Annotated in this window: 19 protein-coding genes and 2 riboswitches; of the genes, 7 read left to right on the top strand and 12 right to left on the bottom strand. The window is 47.2% G+C overall.

Annotated features, from left to right (window positions below):
• Positions 1–135: 135 nt before the first annotated feature.
• Positions 136–1,884 carry an ABC transporter family substrate-binding protein gene (locus ACN081_RS04820; RefSeq protein WP_419103861.1) on the bottom strand — a complete coding sequence of 583 codons (1,749 nt, stop codon included), beginning with the start codon at positions 1,882–1,884 and terminating at the stop codon, positions 136–138.
• Positions 1,885–2,342: 458 nt separating this feature from the next.
• Entirely contained in the window at positions 2,343–3,302 is a 960-nt protein-coding gene (locus ACN081_RS04825; protein ID WP_419103862.1) for a phosphoglycerate dehydrogenase, read from the bottom strand.
• 193 nt (positions 3,303–3,495) lie between these two features.
• Between ACN081_RS04825 and cls the strand changes: the two genes are divergently transcribed.
• On the top strand, positions 3,496–4,995 hold the full coding sequence (gene cls / locus ACN081_RS04830; RefSeq protein WP_419107096.1) for a cardiolipin synthase: 1,500 nt from the start codon (positions 3,496–3,498) through the stop codon (positions 4,993–4,995).
• Between the two features lie 79 nt (positions 4,996–5,074).
• Here cls and ACN081_RS04835 read toward each other — a convergent pair whose 3' ends face one another.
• Positions 5,075–6,571 (bottom strand): LLM class flavin-dependent oxidoreductase, encoded by a 1,497-nt coding sequence (locus ACN081_RS04835; RefSeq protein ID WP_419107097.1) that lies wholly within the window; start codon positions 6,569–6,571, stop codon positions 5,075–5,077.
• 98 nt (positions 6,572–6,669) lie between these two features.
• Positions 6,670–6,782, bottom strand: a riboswitch (SAM riboswitch).
• Between the two features lie 175 nt (positions 6,783–6,957).
• Positions 6,958–7,046, top strand: a riboswitch (SAM riboswitch).
• Positions 7,047–7,051: 5 nt separating this feature from the next.
• Here ACN081_RS04835 and ACN081_RS04840 point away from each other — a divergent pair.
• The 3 genes from ACN081_RS04840 (at position 7,052) to ACN081_RS04850 (ending at position 10,855) form a co-directional block, all read left to right on the top strand.
• Positions 7,052–9,160, top strand: coding sequence for an AMP-binding protein (locus ACN081_RS04840; RefSeq protein ID WP_419107156.1), 2,109 nt, complete (start codon positions 7,052–7,054; stop codon positions 9,158–9,160).
• Positions 9,161–9,284: 124 nt separating this feature from the next.
• Complete coding sequence (locus tag ACN081_RS04845) at positions 9,285–9,926, top strand: hypothetical protein (RefSeq protein WP_419103865.1); 642 nt, start codon at positions 9,285–9,287, stop codon at positions 9,924–9,926.
• A 161-nt stretch (positions 9,927–10,087) separates the two neighbouring features.
• Positions 10,088–10,855 carry a trimeric intracellular cation channel family protein gene (locus ACN081_RS04850; RefSeq protein ID WP_419103866.1) on the top strand — a complete coding sequence of 256 codons (768 nt, stop codon included), beginning with the start codon at positions 10,088–10,090 and terminating at the stop codon, positions 10,853–10,855.
• A gap of 111 nt (positions 10,856–10,966) precedes the next feature.
• Here ACN081_RS04850 and ACN081_RS04855 read toward each other — a convergent pair whose 3' ends face one another.
• The 8 genes from ACN081_RS04855 to ACN081_RS04890 all read right to left on the bottom strand — a co-directional run bounded on the left by ACN081_RS04855 (position 10,967) and on the right by ACN081_RS04890 (position 20,162).
• Entirely contained in the window at positions 10,967–12,595 is a 1,629-nt protein-coding gene (locus ACN081_RS04855; protein ID WP_419107098.1) for a glycerophosphodiester phosphodiesterase, read from the bottom strand.
• Between the two features lie 725 nt (positions 12,596–13,320).
• On the bottom strand, positions 13,321–13,824 hold the full coding sequence (locus ACN081_RS04860; protein WP_419107099.1) for a CoA-binding protein: 504 nt from the start codon (positions 13,822–13,824) through the stop codon (positions 13,321–13,323).
• Positions 13,824–15,200, bottom strand: a complete 1,377-nt coding sequence (locus ACN081_RS04865) for an O-acetylhomoserine aminocarboxypropyltransferase/cysteine synthase family protein (protein ID WP_419107100.1) — start codon at positions 15,198–15,200, stop codon at positions 13,824–13,826. Before ACN081_RS04865 ends, ACN081_RS04860 begins: the two co-directional genes overlap by 1 nt.
• A 171-nt stretch (positions 15,201–15,371) precedes the next feature.
• A complete protein-coding gene (locus tag ACN081_RS04870; RefSeq protein WP_419104004.1) occupies positions 15,372–16,121 on the bottom strand; it encodes an amino acid ABC transporter ATP-binding protein in 750 nt (249 codons plus the stop codon).
• A complete protein-coding gene (locus tag ACN081_RS04875; RefSeq protein ID WP_419107101.1) occupies positions 16,114–16,788 on the bottom strand; it encodes an amino acid ABC transporter permease in 675 nt (224 codons plus the stop codon). The genes ACN081_RS04870 and ACN081_RS04875 overlap by 8 nt, the downstream gene beginning before the upstream one ends.
• A 3-nt stretch (positions 16,789–16,791) precedes the next feature.
• On the bottom strand, positions 16,792–17,607 hold the full coding sequence (locus ACN081_RS04880) for a transporter substrate-binding domain-containing protein (protein ID WP_419104003.1): 816 nt from the start codon (positions 17,605–17,607) through the stop codon (positions 16,792–16,794).
• Positions 17,608–17,653: 46 nt separating this feature from the next.
• Positions 17,654–18,787, bottom strand: a complete 1,134-nt coding sequence (locus ACN081_RS04885; protein WP_419107102.1) for a trans-sulfuration enzyme family protein — start codon at positions 18,785–18,787, stop codon at positions 17,654–17,656.
• Positions 18,788–18,965: 178 nt separating this feature from the next.
• Positions 18,966–20,162 carry an RNase H family protein gene (locus tag ACN081_RS04890; protein ID WP_419104001.1) on the bottom strand — a complete coding sequence of 399 codons (1,197 nt, stop codon included), beginning with the start codon at positions 20,160–20,162 and terminating at the stop codon, positions 18,966–18,968.
• Between the two features lie 657 nt (positions 20,163–20,819).
• Between ACN081_RS04890 and ACN081_RS04895 the strand changes: the two genes are divergently transcribed.
• Complete coding sequence (locus tag ACN081_RS04895) at positions 20,820–21,128, top strand: putative quinol monooxygenase (protein ID WP_419107103.1); 309 nt, start codon at positions 20,820–20,822, stop codon at positions 21,126–21,128.
• Between the two features lie 72 nt (positions 21,129–21,200).
• Positions 21,201–21,491, top strand: coding sequence for a putative quinol monooxygenase (locus tag ACN081_RS04900; protein ID WP_419107104.1), 291 nt, complete (start codon positions 21,201–21,203; stop codon positions 21,489–21,491).
• A 115-nt stretch (positions 21,492–21,606) separates the two neighbouring features.
• On the opposite strand, the gene ilvD is transcribed toward ACN081_RS04900, so the two are convergent.
• Positions 21,607–23,469, bottom strand: coding sequence for a dihydroxy-acid dehydratase (gene ilvD, locus ACN081_RS04905; protein ID WP_419107105.1), 1,863 nt, complete (start codon positions 23,467–23,469; stop codon positions 21,607–21,609).
• A 379-nt stretch (positions 23,470–23,848) separates the two neighbouring features.
• Between ilvD and treR the strand changes: the two genes are divergently transcribed.
• Positions 23,849–24,574 (top strand): trehalose operon repressor, encoded by a 726-nt coding sequence (gene treR / locus ACN081_RS04910; protein WP_419103997.1) that lies wholly within the window; start codon positions 23,849–23,851, stop codon positions 24,572–24,574.
• The last annotated feature ends 34 nt before the right edge of the window (positions 24,575–24,608 follow it).

Consider the following 24,608-nt stretch of genomic DNA (forward strand, 5'->3'; position numbering starts at 1 on the left):
TGAGTCAATGTGGGGAGAGTTTAAACGCACGGCGTGGATGCCCAAAAAGATGAGCATCCACGCCGCCGTTGGCGTATAGCACTCAGTGCTGAGCGCTATACAAGGAACGCTGCACCTGGGATAGTTGTGCTTTTATTACTTGATATCCCAGTCAACGATGTTCCAGGTTGCAGGGTACTGACCTGGTTTAGGATCGATACCTGAAATGGACTTGTTGTAAGCAACAAGGCTTGGGCTCTGGAAGAGAGGTAGGCCGTAGCCGTCTTTGAAGAGCTCGCCGTCAGCTTGGATGAGAACCTTCTGGATCTCTGCGTTATCGACGGTGCTCATCACTTTCTTAGCGTCTTCGTCAACGGTTGCGTTGGAGTAACCGGTGAAGTTAGATCCGCCGTCGGTTGCGAAGATCTGTCCGAGGGATTCGTGGCCTACGCCAGGGGAAACCCAACCGAAGATAGAAGCGTCGTAGTAGCCTTCTGGGCCCTTAGAAAGTTCGCTAGCCCACTGCTCAGAGCCAAGAGATTCAACCTTGAAGCCTGCCTTACCAGCTGCTTCTTTAATCATCTGGAAGGTATTTTCGCGGTTGCTGTTCTTGTTGTTGTAAAGAATCTTCACGGTAGGTGTTGCACCGTTGAGAAGTTCTTTAGCCTTAGCAATGTTTGCTTCAGGGTCGGTAGTGGGGTATTCGCTGGAGTTGTTCTGCTTAACAGCTTCTTCGTATGCTTTGCCCTGAGATACAACGAATAGTTCGGAGTTAAGAACTACTGCGTCTGGCTGCATAGGCTTGATGAGCTTGTCAACAACGTCCTGACGAGGGATGGTGAGCAAGAATGCTTTACGAACGTTCTCGTCTTTGAAGACATCAGAGTGGAAGTTCAAGTCGAGGTGATCGTAGGAGAGGTCTGGAGCAACGTGAGTTTCTGCGTTGTCCAAAGCCTTAGCCTGAGAGACAGTATCAATAGATGCCTGCGGAGTGATAACGTCCACGTCACCGTTCTTCAATGCCTGAATCTGAGCTGCAGCATCGGGAAGAATCTTGAGGGTAATTTCGGAGATAGCAGGCTTCTTAGGACCTTGGTAGTTTTCGTTTGCTACGAGGGTAACAGACTGGTTTTCGACAACAGCGTCAAGCTTGTATGGGCCGTTGCATACAATGAGGTCTTCGCTTGGCATGGTGGTGGTGTTGAAGCCGGTGTTCCATGCGTCTGCGATTTTACGTAGGTCTGCGTTCTCTTCACCGGGCTTAGCGTTCTTGATAACCTCTACGAGCTTATCTTCGTCCATGCCTGCGAGTTTAGCTACAACGTGAGCGGGGGTAGCGACTATGTCGTATGCAACCTCCCAGTCAGCAAATTTCTGTGGGTAGGTGAAGGTAATGGTCTTTCCGTTGTCAGAAAGAACGGGAACACCAGCATTGCCTAGACCAGCGGTGTCGCCAGCATAGGAGAAGTAGGTGAGGTCTTTTTCGGAGTCATCGAAGTGTCCGGAAAGAACAGCCCATGCCAAGAGGAGGTCGCCTTCACCGATTTCGTTACCGTCAGACCACTTCATGTCGTCTTTAACGGTGTACTTAACTTCCATGCCGTCGCCTTTATCGGATTCCTCATAGGTTCCGAACCAGTCGTTATGTACAACCTCAAGCTTATTGTTGATGGAGTAGAAACCGGAGGTGGTCATGTTAGCAATCATGCCGTTGGTGTCGACGTTACCGTCAGCAGAATTGCTATTGAGGGAGCTGAAGGTGTTCACGATTGCCATTGAGACAGATTTTGAACCCTTATCCCCGGAAGATGAGCTTGCGTTGTTTCCGGTGCTTGCACAAGAGGATAGTGCAAGAGCGGATACGGCTGCAAAGCCGATGATGGAGGATCTACGTGAAATGCGCATTCCTTCTCCTTTTTCAATATGAGATGTTGTGTGCGACTACCAGAGCTCATCGTAGATGAACGACAGGCAACCTAAGTGACTGGAAACACATGTAAGTTTCATTGTAAACAAAACTTAACCAGTTGTACATGAAGATACCCTAAAACGAATCTTTATTCATATGATGAGAAAAAGCTAAATAAAGGTAAAATTTTTATTACCAAACACAAGCAACCCTCTTTAACCCTAAATAATCAAACCAATAAATATCACTTGACTAGGTTTTATATGGGTTACATCAATAATTAGTTATTTTCTTCGTAAAAGATTTATGTTCTTTTTAAGTGCCGTTTAACACCCTCTCCAAGCCCAAAAAATAATATGGAATTAACATACAAACAGGCGTGGTGTACACATAGTGGACACTTAAAACACAGAAGCCGGCGAGGAAACACCCCACCGGCTTCATACAGCAAACCTTACATCTTATTACGATAATCAGCAGTTTCGCCACTAGCCTCAGCACGCACAGCACAAAGATTATGCGCAATCAGCTCCTCAGGATTCACCGGACGTCCACCCGCCGAATGAGGAGTAATCACCAAATTCTTCGTACCCCATAGAGGAGAATCCGAAGGCAAAGGCTCTTGCTTCACCACATCAACCGCAGCACCAGCAATAGCACCGCTCTCCAACGCCGCAATCAACGCATCCTCATCAACAGTGACACCGCGACCAACATTCACCACAAATGCACGAGAAGGCAACAACGCCAAACGCTGTTCGTTCAACGCATTCTCCGTCTCAGCAGCAGCCGGAAGAATCATCACCAAAATATCAGTCTGAGGCAAGTACTGTTCAATATCATCAACAGCAATCACGGGGAAACCAGCTCGTTCACCAGCAGAACGCGCCACACCCTGCACCTGAGCACCAAAGGCCTGAAATAAGCGGGCTGTGCTCTGACCGATAGATCCAAAACCCCAAATCAAAACACGAGCGCCCAAAAGAGTTGTGACTTTATCCGCAGGATGAAGCTCCTGAGGACCACCTAACTCCCCCGCCCAACGAGAATTATCTTGCTCCTCAGAAAGCAACGGCAAGAAACGCACAAAATTTAATGTCAAAGCCAGCGCATGCTCAGCAACGGTCAAAGAATGCAAGCCAATACCAGAACAGATAACCGCTTCATCACGGAAACCAGCTGCACGAGCCTGGTCAGGCCCAGCAAGAAGAGCCTGAACCAACTTCACCTGAGATAAATTCTTCGCTGCATCTTGCAACTGTTCATTAGTATTACCCCAGCTAATCATGACATCGGCATCATAGTGCTCTGCAGGTAAAAGCTCAGTAGGGTCATAAGAAACTAGCGTATCTTCTGCCTGAAGACCAAGCTTCTGAGCGTCCAAAGGAATAATAGTAGGAGCAAGGATTTTCATATCAAATCTTCCATATCACGAGAACATTAAACATGCCCTAAGGCACTCTTCTTAGATTATGTCCTAGAGCACACAGAATAAAAATATCAACACCCAAATTACGACAAATACATCCACCCAACACACATACCCTCGAAGAAATATAAGAAAATACACTCTTCTCCTCTGAAAAACTTTCTATAAAATAAATCTCGTGGACCCTCTTAACATCTTTGGACTAGCCCATCTACCTACGTGGTTAGCGTTAACACTCTTCATCCTCGATATCACCTTGCGTATTATCGCAATCTGTTGGCTACCCTATAACCGCAAACCCGTGGTTGCTCTCGGCTGGCTCATGGCAATATTCCTCGTCCCATATATCGGGTTTGTTGCCTTCTTGCTCTTTGGATCTTCCCGACTACCACGACACCGAAGAATCCGACAACGCACCATCAACGACATGATGAAAGAGATACTCGCATCCAAAAATGCTGATGAAGAATCCCGTTCCGTCCTCGGATCCCATGGAGAACTCCCTGAACCAGCACGAGTAGCAGCGAACCTCAACTACAAGCTCGGAGCGCTCCCCCTCGTCGGTGGCAACACTTTCACACTCATCAAAGATAACCACCAAGCTATCCGACAGATGACAGAAGAAATCAACCGGGCAGAACGATACGTACACTTCGAGTTTTATATTGCCGCCTACGACAACACCACCAAACCGCTATGGGATGCGCTTCTTGCAGCACACCAACGCGGAGTACTGGTCAAAATCATGATCGACCATTGGGGCTCTCGAAAATACCCCAATTGGAAAAAACTCTGCAAACTCCTTGATGACTCCGGAATCAACTGGCAGCTCATGTTGCCCTTGAAACCATTCCAAGGTAAATGGCAACGACCAGACCTGCGTAACCACCGCAAAATCGTCATTGTTGACGGTCGTATCGCATTCTCCGGCTCACAAAACGCTATCGACCGTTCCTACAATCTACCTGCCAACCTCAAAAAAGGACTCGTCTGGCAAGACCTTACATTCTCATGCACAGGACCCGTTGTTGAAGAACTTAACGCCGTCTTCATCTCAGACTGGTACTCCGAAACACGAGAACTACCACTGAACGAAATCGAAACAGCTATTCCCCGTGTGCACAGCGGAATGTTGGCACAAATTGTTCCATCGGGCCCCGGATTCGAAACGGAAAACAATCTACGCCTCATCAACTACCTCATTTACAATGCAGAACGACGCATCGTCGTCTGCTCCCCCTACTTCGTCCCAGAAGAAACACTCTTACAAGCACTCACCAACGCAGCACTATCAAAAATTGATGTCACCCTCATCGTCTGCGAAAAAGGAGACCAGTTCCTACCCAACATGGCTCAACGCTCCTACTACGAGAAACTTCTCCATGCCGGAGTCACCATCAAACAATACCCCGGGCCAACCGTATTGCACTCAAAATACATGTTTGTAGACGACCACCTCACGTTCATCGGCTCATCCAACATGGATCCGCGCTCATTTGCGCTCAACCTCGAAGTATCCACCTTCATCGTTGATACAGGAATGGTTAAAGAGTTAGAAAGTATCTCTGAAGAATACATCTCTCAATGCAAAACCCTCCGATACGACGAATGGGTTGCCCGCCCCAACCGTATCAAGGTCGTAGAAAATATCTGTAGGCTCTGGTCATCGCTCCTTTAAAAGATGAGGGTTCTCTCTGATATACCCCTTACACCAAAGAGAACCCTCACACGGCGAATCATGAGCAGAAGAAAAACTCTTATAAACGCTCTGCCTGATTCTGAGCCAAGCTCAAAAACTGACGGGCAGGAGTGTCAGCAGCGTTAGGACCACCAGCAAAAGCGCCACGATATGCTGCCGCAGGATGACGCTCATTCACACGTGTATGCCCCACACCAAAAAGATTCTCACGCAATGTATGCCCCTCATACTCCGTACGATACCGGCCCCGCTTTTGAAGCTCAGGAACAACAAACTCCACAAAATCCTCAAAAGAACCAGGCGAAACATGGTACGCAAGGTTAATACCGTCTAAATCACCCTCATCAATCCAGCGTTCCAACTCATCAGCAACAGTCTGAGCAGAACCAATAATCACATCGCCCATACCACCAATAGCGCAATGACGAGCAATATCAGCACGAGTCCACTTCTTCGTCTGAGACTGCAAAGTAAAAGGCGTCAAAAAGGATTGGATGGACTCCGTCTTGACATACTCAAGAATCTCGTCCTCATCAAATAGTGAAAGATCAACACCAGACCAGCCACCAACAATTCCTTGAGAAGACTCTATATCCACATATTTCACATAATCCTGATACTTCTGCTGTGCCTTCTCGTCAGTTTCATCAACTACCACCGAAAGCATGGCAAGAATCTTCACGTCATCACGACGGCGTCCGGAACGCTCAGCCTCATCACGGATACGAGAGGTCACATGCCTGGTCAAATCTGGACGTAAAGCAGAAATGAAAATCGCTTCGGCATGTTTTCCAGAAAAAGCCTGACCGCGAGAAGACGCACCAGCCTGAAAAATTACGGGAGTACGCTGAACAGACGGCTCGGTCAAAGAAATTCCAGGAACTTGAAAATACTTGCCTTGATGCAAAATAGGATGAATTTTCTCAGGATCTGCAAAAATTCCGCGCTGACGGTCACGTAGCACCGCTCCGTCTTCCCAAGAGCCTTCCCATAACTTATAACAGACGTCGAGAAATTCGTCAGCAATTTCGTATCGTTCATCATGCTCAATCTGACCGGCAAGCCCCTGATTCTCTGCCGCAGATTGAAGATAAGAAGTCACCACGTTAAAACCAACACGACCACCCGTTAAATGATCTAACGTTGCATAAGAACGAGCCAAAGTATAAGGCTGGTTATAGGTCACGGCAGCTGTCACTCCAAAACCAAGATGTTCCGTGACCGCTGCCATCGCCGAAATCTGTAAGAACGGATCACCTACCGGCACCTGTGCACCATCACGAAGTACGGGTGCAACAGAATCCTTATATACGTCGTATACGCCCACCACATCAGCGATAAAGACCGCGTCAAAAAGCCCTTTTTCGCATACTTGAGCTAAATCTGTCCAATATTTAATGGTGTTATATTCATCGGCTCGCGAGCGCGGATGACGCCATAATCCGAAGCTTTGGTGGCTTGTTGTGGTCATATCAAACGCGTTGACAACGATACGTTTTTTAGAAGAAGACGGTGTCGTAGTGGGTTGTTCTGTCGTGGCGGTATGAGTTGCCATAAGTTTTTCCTTTGCGTTCTTAGAGGAGAGGGCACTCCTCTATGAGGCGTGGCATATTGAGAACCATATTTTTCGGTGTTGATATGCCCGACGCATAGGCGCCGTATTTGCCGTTGTGATTATTTTGAGCCGGATCTTCATCTGGGGCACCCCGCTACGGGAAGAGGGTTGCCGTCCAACAAGCCAGAGCTTGACGTTGGAACTCGTGATCGCTGGGTTTAGCTTATAAAAAGTTCTTCTTGGCACCCAAGAGCTTCAGTGTTTATTGCGGTGGGTGACGTTCGCTAAGGAATATGACTCTATGCAACGTGATGTGTTCATCTGCTGGCAATGGAAAGTAACGTCTAGATGAATGTGTACGGAAGGTATTACGGTAGAACTCGTCTAAACCATCCAGAGCGACTGAGAGACCTGGCTCTAAGACGTCGCAGCAACCTCGCTTATGCGGTGGTGCTAATGCCAGAAACGATGGGAGTATCTATGTCGTATTGTTCGTCTTTTTCTTATTCAGACCCTCGAAATCAGGTGCAGAATCCGGCAGATGTTTCGGATCAAGAACGTATTGATTTTTGGGCAAGGCAGGCTCGAGAACGTCTTAGTTGGGGGAAGCTATGGGATGAGGATAAAACGCATGAGTTTATTCCTCCTCGTTTGGTAGACGTTCGTGAAGATGGTGTTCAAGAATTTTCTGTTCCAACGATTAAGTGGTTTGAGGGTGGTCAGCTCAACGTTGCCTATAACTGTGTGGATAGGCATGTAGAGCAAGGTTTTGGCGATAAGGTTGCGCTTTTCTTTGAGGGTGAACCTGGTGATCGTGAAGCTATCACTTATGCTCAGTTGCAACGCCGTGTGGCTCAGGCGGCACATGGTTTAGAGCGTTTGGGTGTGGTTAAGGGTGATCGTGTTGTTGTTTATTTGCCGGTGATTCCTGAAACTATTATTTTTGCTCTTGCCTGTGCGCGTATTGGGGCGATTCATTCTCTTGTTTTTGGCGGTTTTTCGGCGGAGGCTTTGAAGTTTCGGGTAGAGGATACTGGTGCCAAGGTATTAATTACAACTGATGGTCAGAATCGTCGGGGTAAGGTTGTTCCGGTCAAGTCGATAGCGGATGAGGCGTGTTCGTCTGAGAATAATATTGAGCATGTGGTGGTGGTGAACCGTACCTCAGCTACCGAGCAGGAAAGACAGCGTGTTCCGTGGTGTTTGGGGCGAGATGTTTGGTTTCACGATTTGATTGAGGGTGTTCCAGATACGCATGATTATTCATTGCATGATGCTGAAGATCCGTTATTTATTATTTATACGTCGGGGACAACGGGCCGACCTAAGGGTCTTGTTCATACTATGGGCGGGTATTTGACGCAGACGGCGTATTCTCATGCGTTACTTTATGATTTGTTGCCTGATGTTGTTGATGCTGATGGTGTGCTTCGTCCTGATGAGTTAGCTACTTGTAATGATCGGCAAAAAGTTGCGGATACTGTTCATTGGTGCACAGCCGATTTGGCGTGGGTGACAGCTCATACTTATGAGATATATGGGCCGTTGGTCAATGGCGTGAGTCAAGTAATTTTTGAAGGTACACCTGATACTCCTACTTTTGAACGGCATTTTGAAGTGATTGAACGCTATGGTGTCACAAACTATTACACGGCACCAACGTTGATTCGTTCGTTGATGGGGGCTTTCCCGCATGGCCCAGAGTCGGGAAAGTATGATTTTTCGTCGGTTCGTCTTTTGGGTTCTGTGGGTGAGTCGATTAATCCACAAGCTTGGTATTGGTTACGTGAGCATATTGGTTCTGGTCGTGCTTCCTTTATTGATACGTGGTGGCAGTCTGAGACGGGTTCAACGATCTGTTCTCCTCGCCCGCATGATCCTCAGTTTGCGCCTGAGGGAACTTTTGAGCAGGGTACTCCAGGTATAGCTGTCAAACCAGGTTCTGCTACTCGTGCTATTCCGGGGGTTTCTGTGCGTGTTGTTGATGAGCGCGGTGAGCCGGTTCAGACGGGGGCTCAAGGGTTCATTGTGGTTGATAAAGTGGGCCCTTCGATGGCTCGTACTGTGTGGAAAAATCCTCAGCGTTATCTTGATTCTTATTGGAGACATTATGGGGAGCGTGGCTGGTTTTTAGCTGGAGATGGCGCAAAGCAAGATGAGGACGGGGATATTTATATTCTGGGCAGGATTGATGATGTTATTAATATTTCGGGTCATCGTCTTTCGACAATTGAAATTGAGTCAGCTTTAGTGCGTCATGAGGCTGTGGTTGAGGCTGGTGTTTGTCCTATTGAGGATGAGTTGACGGGGCATCAAGCAGTAGCTTTTGTGACGCTTAGTGATGAGGGTAAGGCGTGGTCTTCTTCTGAGCTACGTGAGGTATTGGAGTTGCATATTCGTTCTGAGATTGGACCTATTGCAAAGCCTAAAGATGTGGTGGCGGTTGCTGAGATTCCTAAGACTCGTTCAGGGAAGATTACTCGTCGTTTGTTGTCTCAGTTGTATGAGGGGAAACCTCTAGGAGATACGTCGTCTTTGCAAAATGATGAGGTGTTGCGGGATATCGCTCAGGTTTTGGCGTGCTCATAAGACTGGGTAAAAAATTCGTGGTTATTTTAGGGTACGTATTCACTCAATAACATCACACTATTGTTTCCTTATTATTCGTATGGTTAGAATCTTGCATAGTAGGACATCTACGAAAGGTACTATCATGGAAAATATCCTTACTATCCGCTTTGAAGATGATGCTATTGCGTATAAGGCGCTATCTGAGCTTCGTTCTAATGCCCCAACGTACCGCGTTTTAGTGGGTGGAGTTGTTGTTGTAGAGAACGGAAAAGTTACAGCCAAAGACGGTTTTAACTATGATTCTTCTGTTCAAAGCAACTGGGCTTTCGGCGGAATTATTGGTGCCGCTATCGGTATGTGGGGTGGCCCAATTGGGCTTCTCCTTTACGGTGGTGCTGGAGCATTAGCAGGCTCCATGATTGATTCCACTGGTGCGGTTAAGGAAGCAAGACTATTTGATAAAGTCACTCGTTCTCTAGCAGTGGATGGAACAGTACTTGTTCTTCTGGCTCAAGAATCAGATGATCTTCTTGATAAATATCTGCAAGGTCTTGGCGCGGTAGATGTTCAGCGAGATAGTGTTGCTGAAGTTCAGGCCTCTATTTTGCAGGCGGAGAAGGCTCGTAAAGAGCTTGAGAAACAAGCTCAGAAAGAACTTCACGAGCAGAAGCGTGAAGAGTTCCGCCAGAAAGCTCACGAGAAGCATGAAGAGGTTAAAGAGAAATTCCATCATTTCTTCTCTCATACTTCTCATGACAAAGATTCTGCTAAGAGTAGCGAATAATCCTCAATAATTTTGATGATAGAAGAGGGCGGCTTACCATACGTGGTGAGTCGCCTTCTCGCCGTATACCACCTGTACTGGTGGTCTGTACATGCTGTAGCATGTATCGGTATTTATTGAAGTCATTCTATCGATATGAAACATCAGAAAGAGGCATGCGTATGCAGGTATGGGATCCAAGCGTGCTCTTTAGAGTGGTCGATGTAGCAGCAGTTGTTGCTAATGGTTTGCTCGGTGGCGCAGTTGCTCGCGCATTCCGTTTTGATGTTGTAGGTTTTATCCTCTTAGCGGTGCTCTCTGGTATGGGTGGAGGGCTAATCCGTGATGTTCTTCTTAATACTGGGTTACCCGTTGCATTGACTGATTCTGCGTATTGGGCTGGTGCCCTCATCTCAGCATTGTTGGCGTACTGTATCGATTTGGGGAGTCGTTGGGCTAACCGTGTTTTAGTTGTTGTGGATTTTCTGGGTATGGGTTGTTGGGCCGCTACAGGAACTATTAAATCTTTAGGCATTGGGCTTCATTGGCTTCCGGCTATTGCCCTCGGTGTGGTGACCGCGGTGGGCGGTGGTGTATTGCGAGATATGATGGTCAACCGTGTTCCAGCTATCTTGGGAGGTAATTCTCTCTATGCGACAGTAGCGGTTGTTGGCGCGGCAGAGACTGCTCTATGTACGACACTTTTTTCTTCTCCTAATATTGGGATGGGAATATCAATTATTTCGTGTCTAGTGTTTGGTCTTCTTGCGCACACGAGGCGTTGGCAGTTGCCGGAGCCTGTCAAACTTTCTGTTCCTCGACCACGTTTCAGACGTAAAAAACCTGAGACTCACACGATTGCTGGTGAAGGCTGGACACCGGGGAATCCTCTTACCGAGAATTTAGAAGTTATTCCGATGAGTCAGGTCAAAAGAACATCACACAAGTAATGACATACCTGTTTTTAACGGTGATACGTGTAGAACCCCGCAGCTAGTCTGCGGGGTTCTACATAGGGTTGAGGTGTTGTGGATGGTAAGAGGTTTTAGCCGTCAATATCCCTAAATTTTGTAGGTGACGACGTTACTCAAAGCGAGCGCTCCGCCGTGTGCGGCATCTTGATAACGCCCAAAATGAACATAAGGCCCACGGTAGGAGGTGTCGGCGATGGGTGTAGAACGTGCCCCCGCAACATCAATAATGATGTTTGATGGTCGGACGATAATTTTGCCGCGAATATCTTCACCGGCAACAAAAGGTTTACGAGGGCGTAGCGTGACCAGTGGCGTCAAGTCTGATGATCCAGCGTCAACACGTAGTAATTGAACCACGTCTCCTGAGAGGTACGAGCCGTTTTCGTCCATGACAGATGCACCGGGGCGGATAGCTAGAACGTATCCGCCGCCACGGGGGTTGGTGGTGTCGAATTTTGCGGCGATACCAAAGGCTGAATCGTCTTCTCGCCCGAAGGCAAGATAACCGTATTGCCAGGTGGTGGTGGGGAGTGCGTCTTTCCACTGCATTGTGAAGTTGATGACGTAACTATCAGCGGTGGATGTGCGGTGAGCTAATGGGCCTAGAAGGATAGAGTCATCATAGGCTTGTTGATGGACGAGTTCACCGTTTTCCCAGCAGGGTAGGTTCACAACGTCTTGTTGTCCAGCCGGTAGCATGCCGTGTAGTCGTCGGCCTTGTTCTAGGGCAAGGTTGGGGCTTGTGGTTCTTCCGCTGAGCCAGAAGGGGTCTGGCGACATGAATCCGCGAACACCTAGGGACGCAAAATGTTCTTGTACCCAACGACGGTGAGTTTCCCAGACGATAACGGGTTTTCCGAGGTTGATAATTTGTGATATTTTTTCGTCGCTCATGGAGTCTTCGGTACGTCCGATGACGGTTTCGAAGAAGGGCACTCCCAGCATGTCGACGTTATCTGATGATGCTAATTGTGCGATGTCTTCGAAAGAATCGTGTGCGTCGAAGTAGCACCATGTGGTGAACCCTGCTTCTTTTGCGTACCGAATGAAGCCGTTGTCGCCGTCGAATCCGCCTTTGCCGTTGCGAAACATTTTAATGACGACTTGGTCTTGCATCCCGCGGGCAGTTAGGAGTTCTAGTAACTTGGGTTGTCCGGCAGAGTCTTTTGCTTCGATGAAGAGAACAGCGGAGCCGCCTACGGATTGGTAGGGGCCACCAGCTTCGGTGGCGAGGATGACACCGAGGGCTTCTTCGAGGGTGGTGATGTGCACGAGGGGTGTGTTAGGTCCGAGGAAGTCTCTCATATCGATGAGGGGGCGTTTGACTTCGGCGAGGGTACTGGTGCTGACGTACCCTGTTTTTTCGGTGGTGGTGCGGCGTAGTGCGTTGTCGTGCATACAGACGAGTTCTCCATCGGCGGTGGTACGCACTGATATTTCTACAGCTTGAGCGCCTTTGAGGATGGCTTGTTGATAGGCGTAGGCGCTGTGTTCAGGGTTGACGTCTCCTGCCCCACGGTGGGCTATGACGAATTGTTCTTGTGAGAGGAACTGTTCAACGAGTGTGGGTTGTGGTTGTTCTTCTGCGGTGTGGTTCTGTTCTTCTGCGTAGGCTGTTGTTGTGGCTGCGCTGAGTCCGAGTGTTGTGGTGGCTCCGGCTACCCAGCGGAGTGCGGTTCGACGGGATAAGCCATGAGAATGTTGTGGTATCGACATGGAGACTTTCTAAAATATGGGGTTATAGGGCCCTTAGATATAAGGGTAGTGTGGTCAGTTAGTTTTTACCAGATACGGTATCTGGAAAGATTATTCTCTCAGATAATGGTCTTGATGAGTTTTATCTCGTGATGTTTTTCTAGTTCAGGTTTTTCCCTGATTACGGTAAGGATTCTTTTGAGAAAAACACAGAGTTACGTTTTTGATTCTCAAAACTTTTTTATTTTACCAATGGTTTCCAAAGAAAAATTTTCAGTTTTAGAGTTCATCATGAAAGCTGTCAAAACTGAAATCACGATAATACATCGTAGATACTTCAGACAACACTCTGCAAAAAAGTTTCACTATTTTAAAAATCTTTATTTTTGAGCTGACCTGCGACGTCATTGATTTAAAGTTCAATTAATAATGATATTCGTCATCGTGTCGAGATACTCTAGAGAACAATTACCGTATAATCTCTAACGTCAAATATTTAAATATTTGCGACCGCTTCTTGCGGTAATCATCTGTGGACATACCACGTATGAGAATCATGATAAGAATTATTCTCAGAGGTTTTCTTGGGGAAGAGAATCGGTAGTTCACATCTACGCAGGAAGGTGCTGACGTACTTTGGGGAAGGTCATGTCAGCATCTTCCATCGCGTAAGAAACAACAAGCATAAAAGACTCATGCTCCTCAACGCAAGAAGGAACATGAGTCTTTTATGTATCTCAAGAAAACTATGCCATTATGTGACGGCGTGAACTGACCACACCAGTATTAAAACCGGCAAGATGCAGACCCCCATGAAAACGGGCATGCTCAATTTTGATACACCGGTCCATCACCACATGCAATCCAGCCTGCTGGGCAATCTCGGCGGCTTCTTCATTCCACAAACCTAATTGCATCCACACGGTTTGAGCGCCGACCGCAATCGCTTCACGCACCACATCAGGAAGATCCTCATGGCGGCGAAAAATATCAACAATATCAGGAGCTTCAGGCAAATCCGCCAAAGTAGCATACACTTTCTGCCCTAACACCTGTTTCCCTTTCTGCGCCAACAGGGGGTTCACAAAAAAGAGCTGGTAATCGGCAGAAGACTGCAAATACGTTGCCACAAAATATGATGAGCGTGAAACTTTATCGCTCATACCAACAATCGCGATACTACGGCTACGACGAAGAATCCCTAAACGTTGCACAGCAGATGGCGCTTGCCATGTACGTTTCGTCAACATTAACGCACCTCCTGAGCAGAGTTACCCTGTGATAATGATTCTTGGGCTTGCAGAATCTTTGCTCCATGATGGTCTTTACCCGTTGCGGCGCTCAACGCCTGATCTAAGTCCCATACAATGTCGTCAAGATCTTCTAACCCCACAGAAATACGAATCAAATCCTCCCCTACCCCAGCAGCGTCAAGTTGCTCCGCGCTGAGCTGCTGATGAGTTGTTGATGCAGGATGCAATACAAGAGTTTTTGCATCACCAATATTCGCTAAATGTGAAGCTAACTGAAGATTCTCAATAAAGCGCGCACCAACTTCACGAGCAGATTCTCCAACGCCTGCAACAACACCAAAGGAAAACACAGACCCAACCCCTAAAGGCAGAAGTTTCTGTGCCCTCTCATAATGAGGGTGCTCAGGAAGGCCAGCATAATTGATATAGCGAATACGGGCGTCTTCATCAAGCCATTGAACAAGACCCTGAGTATTCTCAAGGTGCGCATCCATCCGCTGAGCTAAAGTTTCAACGCCTTGAAGCAAGTTAAATGCTGATTGAGGACTTAGAGAAGGACCAAAATCGCGTAATTGTTCTGAGCGTAGTTTCGTCAAGAATCCATATTCACCGAAGTTGCCCCACCATGAGATGTTGTTATAAGAGGGAATGGGTTCTGTCATTGTAGGAAATTTTCCATTAGCCCAATTGAAACGGCCAGATTCCACCACAATACCGCCCAAAGTTGTACCGTGGCCACCAAGAAATTTCGTCATTGAGTGAATCACAATATCGGCACCATGTTCTAGTGGACGAATCAGATACGGCGTCGATAACGTTGCATCCACCACTAAAGGAATGTCATGAGAGTGTGCAACATCAGCAAGGCCTTCAAGGTCAGCTATTTCTCCAGAAGGATTAGCAACAATTTCTGTATAAACAGCTTTCGTCTCGGGACGAATCGCCCTCTTAAAATCTTCGGGGTCTGTGCCTGACACAAAAGTCGTATCAATACCGAATCTTCGTAAAGAGACATCAAGCTGAGTAATCGTCCCACCATATAGTTGGGATGAGGCAACAATATGGTCTCCGCTTTGGCAAAGAGCCGCAAAGGTAATGAACTCGGCTGCCATTCCAGAAGCTGTTGCAACAGCGCCAATACCACCCTCAAGCGAAGCGATACGTTCTTCTAAAGCAGCAACAGTAGGGTTTCCAAGACGTGAATAGATATTGCCGTATTTTTGGAGAGAAAAAAGGTTGGCGGCATCTTGTGCATCATCAAAAACAAAAGAGCTTGTCTGGTAAATCGGTACGGCACGTGCCCCGTGAATCGCGTCAGGGGTAGCTCCGGCGTGGAGGGCGCGAGTGCGAAAACCAAAGATGTGTTCAGCCACGGTATCTCCTCAAATGATGTAGTACTGACGGGTCAACCCGTCACAAAACGTACCCCTATCTTGGCTGATACACATCAGCAATGCACCATCGTGACGGCACATTGCTGATATTGCGTTTTATTGAGTTTTTATCATCAAAAGTTACATGATGACCGCCCGCTGGCACATCTTTTAGATGTGGTAGTCGGCAGTGTCATAAATATTTAAGAACTTTTGGATACGCTCCGAGCTTGAGTTGAAGAACCCAGACGGGGCGCCCTCATACACTATTTCTCCTTGGTCTAAGAAGATAATACGATCTGCAACTTTCTGTGCAAACGCCATATTATGCGTCACCACTACCAGAGAGCGGTTTTCTCGCGCCAAAGCAATCAGGACTCTAATCACTTCGGCTTCTAGTTCAGGGTCTAAGGCACTTGTTGGCTCATCAAAAAGTAGATAATCCGGGCTGACAGCTAAAGCACGCGCAATAGCTACACGTTGTTGTTGACCTCCCGAGAGATGATCAGGGTAAGCGTCAGCACGGTGCTTCATCCCCACTTTTTCCAATAGCTCATAGGCAAGAGCTTCAGCTTTTTCAGCGGTCATCGTGCCGTTGAGTACGGGGGCTAACGCCACATTTTTGAGTGCCGTGTAATGAGCAAAAAGGTTGAATTGTTGAAAGACCATCGCAGAGTGTGAACGAATCCGGCGGATATCTTCTACCTCAAGGTTTTCATTCAGGCTAACCGTATCAGAACCGATTGTTAGCGTTCCTTCTTCTGGTGTTTCAAGAAGATTCAAACAGCGTAGCAACGTTGATTTACCAGAACCAGAAGGACCTAGGATGACGGTAGTTTCACCATCATGCACATCGAAAGAGAGGTTTTTGAGGATGGTCTGTTCCCCGAAACTTTTTGAGATGTTTTTGACACTAAGCATGGGAACTCCTAATGTACCGGCTACTACGTTTTTCGAGGACTCTTTGCACCGCAGAAAGAGCGGTAAAAATAATGAGGTATATCAGTGCAACCTCAACATACATTGCTAAGGGTTCAAAGGTTCGCGCCGCTACTTGTTTTCCTGCTTGGAAAAGATCAATCAAAGAGATGGTTGAAACAAGTGAAGTACCTTTCACCAAGTCAATGAGGTCATTACCTAATGGCGGTAAAGCAATACGTGTAGCTTGAGGAATAACAACATGTCGTAATGTTTGTTGACGTGTGAAGTTCAGCGTTTGTGCTGCTTCAAATTGCCCACGTGGAATAGATGCCACCGCTGCTCTAAATGTTTCTGCAACATAGGCGCCAGTATTTAGGCTTAAAGCGACGATGGCTGCCGTCCACGGGTCAAAAGTGATTCCTATTTTAGGTAGACCATAGAAGATGAGGAACAGCTGAACAAGCAGCGGTGTCCCTCGAAAGAACCATACGTATCCTCGTGACATCCATTGGAGAAGGAAGAAGCGATGTGTTCTTAGGGCGGTTGCCACCAACCCAATAAGCAGTGCAAGAATGAAGGAAACAACTGCTAATGGGATGGTGACTTGAATGGTTGCGATGAGTAGTTGAGGTAAGGATTCTGTCCAGAGATTTAAAAATTGGTCCATAATTTATGAGTTTTTAGGGGTAAGGTCTATACCCACGTATTTTTCGTAGATGGCTTTGATGTCGCCATTGGTCAGGTGACGTTCTAAGGAGTCGTCAATAGCTTTTTTGAGTTCTGGCTGGTCCTTAGGCATGAGAATTGCAGCTTCTGAGGTTCCGCCGAGTTGCCCGTCAAGAAGTCGAATAGGCGCTTCGGGGTGCTGTTGTTTGTAGATTTGGAAGGTGACAGCATCATTACCGCAGCAATCTACACGTCCGGAGAGGACTTGTTCGATAGCCTCATCAAAGCCGGTAACGGTGACGATTTGCGCTCCGGCAGCTTCTAGGAGTGTACGGAAGTTTGAGGTCTCAGATGAGGCTGCGGTATGCCCTGGAATGTCAGAGATGTTGCGTAGTTCTGAGGAGTCAAGAACAGCTACTTTGCCTTCTGAACGAACATAGGTGGTAGAAAAGTCGTATTTTTTCTGTCGTTCTTCTGTTGGGGAAACATTGTTGATGACGATGTCGTAGCGGTCTGCATCTACTCCTGCGATGAGCGAGTCCCAGAGTGATTCAACATATTCTGCTTTAACACCTAGGTCTTGGGCGATGAGGTCTCCGATTTCTTTTTCCATGCCGACGAGGTTTCCGGATTCATCGTGGTAATTCCAGGGGCGGTAGGTTCCTTCCATACCGATGCGGATAGTGCCTCGTTCTTTAATCTGTTCCAGACGGTTGGTTTTTTGTGCCGGTTGGGAGGATGAGCATGCGGAGAGTAGTCCGGCTAGGCTGAGGGCTCCGGTCAGGGCAATGGCAGAGCGTCTGTTCAAGGTGGTTTTCATGGGGTATTCCTCACGGTGTTGTTGATTTTTATATGGGATAGAAATTTTAGGATGCGTTGAGTGCTGTGGTGAAGTCTTCGAGCAGGTCTTCGTAATCTTCGATTCCTACGGCTACTCGGATAAGCCGTGGGTGCACTCCAAACATGTCAAGGTGTTCTTGGGTGTAAGCGCCTTGAGTCATTGTTGCAGGTAGACATACAAGAGATTCAATACCGCCAAGGCTTACAGCAAAGCTGAAGATATTGAGGGCTTCAATGAATTTTTGTATATCGTGTCCTTCTGCAAGGATGAAGGAGAACACTGCGCCTTGACCTTGTGCTTGTTGAGATTGAATACTTGCTTCTTCTGCACTTGCTGAGCCGGGGTAGAGGACGCGCTCTACGGCGGGGTGTTTTTCTATTGCTTGAATCAGGCGTTGGGCGTTGTCTTGTTGGCGGTCTAGGCGTAGTCCGAGAGTTTTAACGTTTTGGAGTAGACGGTATGAGTCTGTTGGTGGAAGTATTCCACCAAGAATGAGTTGCGCTTTGTGAAGTTCTTCAGCTAGCTCAGGGTTATTGGTCGAGGCGACTCCACCGAGGAGGTCAGCGTGCCCAGCAAGATATTTTGTGGCTGATTGTACGGTGATATCGGCACCGAGTTCGAGGGGGCGTTGCAAGTAGGGGGTAAGAAAGGTGTTGTCTACGACGACGATGGCGTTGTTTCGGTGTGCAATCTCGCTAATGCGTGCAATGTCGCTGACTTTGAGGGTGGGGTTGGTAGGTGTTTCGAGGAACACCATGGTGACATTGTCTGAGAAGTCTGCGTCAGAGAGGGTGGAGAAGTCTGCGATAAATTTGACGTGTGCTCCGCGTTTGGGAAGCTCTATAGTGGCGAAGCGATAATTTCCGCCGTAGCTGGGCATTCCCATGAGGAGTGTTTCGCCGTTGCGTACGAGTCCTAGTGCCGCTGAGCTTGCTCCCATTCCGGAAGAGTAGACATAGCTGTATTGTGCGTTTTCAAGCTGTGCCAGTGTGGTTTCTACGGCGGTTCTGGTGGGGTTTGAGCCGCGCTGATATTCGTATTCTCCCGGTGTTCCGTCACTAGGCTGTATGAAGGTGGAGGCCAGATAGATAGGAGGAACTATGGCGTTTTTTTCAAGGTCATGTACAGCATGTATTGCTCGTGTGGTAAACCCTGCCATGTTTTCTCCTGAGGTGTAGGCGTGCGTTATCTTTGTGAGAACTAGCCTATATCCTCAGCAGTCAAATTGACGAGTTTTTATGACGCAATTGTTACGAAAGTAATTTATCCTAGTCACAAGCGTTTTTATAGATGATAAAAAATATTCCCTCAAAGGTATTTATTTTCTTTTCCTTCAATTAGCGCCAGAAACGGTTCCGCGCATGAATAAAAGACGGGCGAATCTGAACCCATGAAGGACATTCCAAACGCACAGCCCTATCGCACTCAGTCAATGCCACAATAATTGACTCACACCGCTGATTGAACGCGTTCACATTCCCCTTAGCAACCACCTGCCCCGGAAAATGGCGGTGCATTTTTGATACAGAATCCGAAGACTCTTGAAAACGATGACCAGAATGCCCAGGAATATGTCTCACCACAACACGTCGATCACGAATCGCCTCAGTAAGTTTTGTCATCTCAGCAACCACTAAAGCGTCTTGAACACCCTCGTTAACCCAATTCTCAAAAGACCAACGATTATGAGCAAGCCGCAGAACAAACGTCAACGCACCCACTGAATCAGTGTGAATAACGAGCTGTCGTCCAGGGTGATAGAAAATATTAAATGCCGCCAACATAGCAGACAGCTCACCAGTCATAATATTTATCGCATCATAGTGCAAGTGAAAATAAAACCCTTCCTCACTGACACCACCAATACCCATGCGCCCACCACGAGAATATTGTTTGTTATTCGTTGAACGAAAAGAACAGTCCGTAAAAACCTCATACACAGGCAAATCTTCTACCGGACGTTTCTGTTGATCTTTCTCTTTTTCTGCATGAGCTAACTCAGTAGCACATTGAAGATGCTCATCCACAATTTTTCGATCATCGTCACTGGTCAAACGGATATGCAACTCCCCCAAAGAATATGGATCTTGAGGGTTTAATAATTTATCAATAGGACGATACTGCATAATGGTACGCAAGGTTGGAAACTGTTGAAAAAGAAGCTTCACATAGTACGGGTGAGCAGTTACCGTCACCAGATTGTTCTTATATAAATCAGGAATATGTTCCCAACATTTAAGAATGACTCGGCCAATCATACGAACATGCGCATCAGAGCACGGTTCTAGAAGTGAATGAGAACAAGAATCCGTAATCGGCTCAACCTCAATCATTTCGCGGTCACCGTTCTCACGGGAGACAAACATGAGACATGATAGCCCCGTATAACATCGCCCTTTTTCCTGTACCGATTCCATCAAAACCGCAATAACAGCCACCCCTATATCCATAAACCCTTCTGGATACGAGGATGTATAGTCTGGTGCTTCCCATGTAAGCGTAGTTTTTTTAATATGTGCTGGCGATATTTTCATCTTCTCCACCTCCTCAAATTGGAATGTTCCATCATTAAATATCTGGCCTAATACCATCAATAGGGCCCGTTAGATCCTCTTCGTCATGTTCTGATGACGCTTGCTTGGACTTTTACTGATAAAACACTACGCAGGTGTCCGAAAAATTACTCAAGATTTAAGGTGGGTACCAGCAGATACACTCTCACTATTGAGATTTCTCATCAGGTGGTTGAGTCATCACGCTATCGTCATGTGCTGTTACCATCTACACCTAGCTGCGTCATGTCTATCAGCTATTTCCTCAGCACTGCGCGTGTACTCACAACAGGCGCGTACGCACGATGAAGACCTAAAAAACTGCGAAAAGAACGTCGCATAAACTGCTCTTATGAAAATCTAGAGCAGCAACTTGTACCTTAGATACGACAGAGTATATAACCATATTTCTACCCCTAACGTTCTTTCAAAACAGTTATCCCATATATATCTTTTATATCTTTTCTATGTGAACGAATCAACACTTTTTCTCTCCAAGGGCAAAAAGACAGAACATCCTCAGACAGCTATCATGGAATGTCCCACGTGCTGATACACCCCTCGTCATCAGCCTCAAGCGGTGATAGGTTGATACCCCACACACAAGGAACCAAAACACCCATATACCTAAGGAGCATCATGATCGGCGTGTACGCACAAGCAATCATCAAAACCCGCTATGCCCAAGAATTTGAAAAAATAGCACAGCACCTTGTTGACAAAGCTCAAAAAGAACAAGGTATGGTCAGCTATAACTTTGGGTCGCTCACCACCGACGAACAACCAGCAGAACACCGCGAATACGCGTTTATCGAACGTTGGGAATCCATCGAAGACCTCGAAACTCATATGGATACTGAGCACTTCAAAAAAGCTGACCAACAATGCCAGCACCTTCTTGCATCTCCCATGCAAATTACTATCTATGAGCTTCCCACAGCGTCCTAACTACTGTTAGGCTCTAAATACACCACATAATATGAGCCACATCCCAACCATTCTCATGTTAGGAGCAAAACCATGATTGGTGTTTTTGCCAAAGTATCCATCAAAGCAGAATCTATCGAAGCCTTCGAAAAATCTGCACAAGCCCTCGTAGAAGCAACACGCTCCAACGATAACGGACTCGTCAGCTACGATTTTGGAACTCTCTCAGAAGAAGGCACCGAAGGCGAATACGCATTCATCGAACGCTGGGAATCTCATGACGCACTCAAAGAGCACATGGGCAAAGAACACTTCACCACCGCTGTTGGTCAGTGGGAAGAATATCTCGCAGAGCCCCTACAGGTCAGCGTTTACGACTTCTAAAAGCTCAACACTCATCTGTCCCTTTCAACGATGAAAGAACAGAGAGTAAGGGTGGGGTGGCACAGATATTATGTCTGTGCCACCCCACCCCTTTATGTTGAGCTAAAAATATTTTTTAGACAGAAGTCTCGTCACTATACTCCGGCGGAAGAATACGCACACCACCCTTATCAGCAGAAGCAGCCATCATGCCATAGGCGCGAAGCGCCTTTGATACGCGACGCTCTCGCAGTTTTGAAGGCTTCCACGGAACAGCACCCTTGCGAGCGCGACGCTGTTCAAGAACCTCGTCCGAAAGATTAACACGCAAAATGCGACGAGAAACGTCAATCTCAATTTCGTCGCCTGTTTCCACTAGCCCAATCGCTCCACCTGCTGCAGCTTCAGGAGAAACATGTCCGATAGAGATACCCGATGTGCCGCCAGAGAATCTTCCGTCTGTGATAAGGGCACAGGTTTTTCCTAATCCAAGACCTTTAAGATACGAGGTGGGGTAGAGCATTTCTTGCATACCGGGGCCGCCCTTAGGGCCTTCATATTGAATGACCACGATATCGCCGGCTTGAACATTCTTTGAAAGAATTTCTCGTACTGCTTCATCCTGAGATTCAACGACAAAGGCTCTACCAATAAAGTGGAAAAGTTCTTCATCAATGCCAGCAGATTTGATAATGGCTCCATCTTGGGCGATATTGCCACGTAGTACAGCAAGTCCACCGTCTTTGGTGTACGCGTGTTCAACAGAGCGAATACACCCGTTCTGCGCATCGTACTCGAGAGATTCGTATTGATTTGCGGTAGAAAATGCTACTGTTGTGCGGACGCCACCAGGTGCAGCTTTGAAAAGTTCTTGCGCTTGTTCACTTGCTTTTCCTGAACGAATATCCCATGTGTTAAGCCATTGTTCTAGAGAGTCAGAATGAACAGAATGAACATCGGTGTTCAGTAGCCCAGCACGATAGAGCTCACCTAAGAGAGCAGGAATTCCTCCAGCACGGTGAACATGCTCAATATGGTATTTGGTGGAGTTTGGGGCTACTTTTGCTAAGCACGGGACACGCCGTGAGATAGCGTCAATATCGTCGAGGGTGAAGTCCACTTCTGCTTCGTGGGCAATAGCAAGAATATGTAAGACGGTGTTGGTTGAACCACCCATAGCAACGTCTAATGCCATAGCGTTTTCGAAAGCTTCTTTGGTGGCAATAGAGCGCGGTAGAACGGAGTCATCGTCTTGTTCATAGTAGCGTTTGGTGAGTTCAACGATGGTTTTTCCGGCGTTGAGGAAGAGCTCTTTACGAGCAATTTGAGTCGCAAGAGTGGTGCCGTTACCGGGTAATGCTAGTCCGATGGCTTCGTTGAGGCAGTTCATGGAGTTTGCGGTAAACATACCGGCACAAGACCCGCAGGTGGGGCAAGCATTCTTTTCGATTTGGGCGAGAGCTTCATCGGAGACTGATTCGTCAACAGCCATGACCATAGCATCGACGAGGTCGAGACGGTGTTCTACGATGTCTTCGATTCCTTCGCCTGATTCCATCGGTCCGCCGGAGACAAAAATTGTAGGGATGTTCAGGCGCATTGCTGCAAGGAGCATTCCGGGGGTGATTTTGTCGCAGTTAGAGATACAGACAAGGGCATCTGCTCGGTGCGCGTTAACCATGTATTCTACGGAGTCTGCGATGAGGTCTCGTGAGGGAAGGGAATAGAGCATTCCATCATGTCCCATGGCAATTCCATCATCTACAGCAATAGTGTTGAACTCTTTTGCGACAGCGCCGGCTTCTTCGATAGCTCCGGCGACGAGTTGTCCCATATTTTTGAGGTGGACATGCCCTGGAACGAATTGTGTGAAGGAGTTTGCGATAGCAATAATTGGTTTTCCGAAGTCTTCGTCGCCCATTCCGGTAGCTCGCCATAGTGCGCGCGCTCCAGCCATGTTACGACCGTGAGTCGAAGTACGTGAACGTAATTCCGGCATAACTATTCTTCCTTATGTTCTGTGGTGACTGTCCTCAAGTGTACGCCTGCTTCTAGGTCCTCATTCAATTTCTACCCGTGAAGTATTCATATTCCGAGAATATTGCTGCGCCAATTTTGTCTTCCAGTATGTGTTGAGGATACAGCACCTCTCCAGTTGTCCGTACCTATAGCATAATATTGCGTTAAAATGAAAAAAATACGTCAAAAAATCTCATGTTCCCCAAAATGCGTAACGCTTTGTTAACACATAGACACTCTTATAAAGCGCCCCTAGACTTGTGCTGTACTGCCAAGCACTCATAGCTATGCCCTTCCCACCTTTTAATGTGAGTGCCAGTAGCAGTTTTTGACGCATACACACCATGAAGAGGTAATCGATGGGAAAATATGAGCGCGTTTATCAAGACCTGTCAACAAAGATTGATAACGGCACCTACTCGGTAGGCTCCCTCCTACCCAGCGAAAAACAGCTCACAGAACATTACGGCGTTTCACGCGAAACCGCCCGTAAAGCCTTAGCGTTATTGACCAACCGAGGATACATTCAAAAAGTTATGGGTAAAGGGTCTATCGTCATTAACCGACCCCAATATGCGCTTCCAGTATCCTTTATCGCCAGTTACCAAGAACTTGCGAATATCAGCGGTTTTAGCTTCTCTAGCAAAGTTATATCGTGCGGCGAAAAAGTACACCACCCTCCACATATCTTTGAGTCTATTACCCCATCATTCCCCGCCGGCCCCTATCACTACCTCGAAACCGTGCACTATATTGATGGGGAACCCTCCATTATTGACCGAAACTATATTCTGTGTTCGGTAGTGCCGAGCATTCCGCGCAACGTTGCAGAAGAATCCCTCTTCACCTACCTTGAAGACACATTAGGGCTTGCTATCTCTTATGCCAGTAAACAAATCAAAATCGAACCGGCAACCATTGACGACCGCGAACGCCTGAACCTAGCCGCCGGAGAATACGTCGGTGTTACCACAACGGTCACAAGCCTTGAAGACACCACAACATTCCAATTCACCGAATCACGCCACCGTGCCGATAAATTTGTGTACCAAGACTTTGCACGCCGACAACGATTCCACCACTAACCGCTAAGGAGTAGGCGACCCTCGCCATACCACT

Source organism: Rothia sp. P13129 (genome assembly GCF_048512865.1).
In the GTDB taxonomy this organism is placed as follows: domain Bacteria; phylum Actinomycetota; class Actinomycetes; order Actinomycetales; family Micrococcaceae; genus Rothia.

Bases quoted from the DNA above. Each gene is read 5' to 3' on its own strand.
- ACN081_RS04860 (WP_419107099.1), bottom strand. From the start codon at position 13,824: ATGTTGACGAAACGTACATGGCAAGCGCCATCTGCTGTGCAACGTTTA.
- ACN081_RS04825 (WP_419103862.1), bottom strand. From the start codon at position 3,302: ATGAAAATCCTTGCTCCTACTATTATTCCTTTGGACGCTCAGAAGCTT.
- ACN081_RS04880 (WP_419104003.1), bottom strand. From the start codon at position 17,607: ATGAAAACCACCTTGAACAGACGCTCTGCCATTGCCCTGACCGGAGCC.
- treR (WP_419103997.1), top strand. From the start codon at position 23,849: ATGGGAAAATATGAGCGCGTTTATCAAGACCTGTCAACAAAGATTGAT.
- ACN081_RS04890 (WP_419104001.1), bottom strand. From the start codon at position 20,162: ATGAAAATATCGCCAGCACATATTAAAAAAACTACGCTTACATGGGAA.
- ACN081_RS04875 (WP_419107101.1), bottom strand. From the start codon at position 16,788: ATGGACCAATTTTTAAATCTCTGGACAGAATCCTTACCTCAACTACTC.
- ACN081_RS04895 (WP_419107103.1), top strand. From the start codon at position 20,820: ATGATCGGCGTGTACGCACAAGCAATCATCAAAACCCGCTATGCCCAA.
- ACN081_RS04850 (WP_419103866.1), top strand. From the start codon at position 10,088: ATGCAGGTATGGGATCCAAGCGTGCTCTTTAGAGTGGTCGATGTAGCA.
- ACN081_RS04855 (WP_419107098.1), bottom strand. From the start codon at position 12,595: ATGTCGATACCACAACATTCTCATGGCTTATCCCGTCGAACCGCACTC.
- ilvD (WP_419107105.1), bottom strand. From the start codon at position 23,469: ATGCCGGAATTACGTTCACGTACTTCGACTCACGGTCGTAACATGGCT.
- ACN081_RS04820 (WP_419103861.1), bottom strand. From the start codon at position 1,884: ATGCGCATTTCACGTAGATCCTCCATCATCGGCTTTGCAGCCGTATCC.
- ACN081_RS04835 (WP_419107097.1), bottom strand. From the start codon at position 6,571: ATGGCAACTCATACCGCCACGACAGAACAACCCACTACGACACCGTCT.
- ACN081_RS04885 (WP_419107102.1), bottom strand. From the start codon at position 18,787: ATGGCAGGGTTTACCACACGAGCAATACATGCTGTACATGACCTTGAA.
- ACN081_RS04900 (WP_419107104.1), top strand. From the start codon at position 21,201: ATGATTGGTGTTTTTGCCAAAGTATCCATCAAAGCAGAATCTATCGAA.
- ACN081_RS04845 (WP_419103865.1), top strand. From the start codon at position 9,285: ATGGAAAATATCCTTACTATCCGCTTTGAAGATGATGCTATTGCGTAT.
- ACN081_RS04840 (WP_419107156.1), top strand. From the start codon at position 7,052: ATGTCGTATTGTTCGTCTTTTTCTTATTCAGACCCTCGAAATCAGGTG.
- ACN081_RS04870 (WP_419104004.1), bottom strand. From the start codon at position 16,121: ATGCTTAGTGTCAAAAACATCTCAAAAAGTTTCGGGGAACAGACCATC.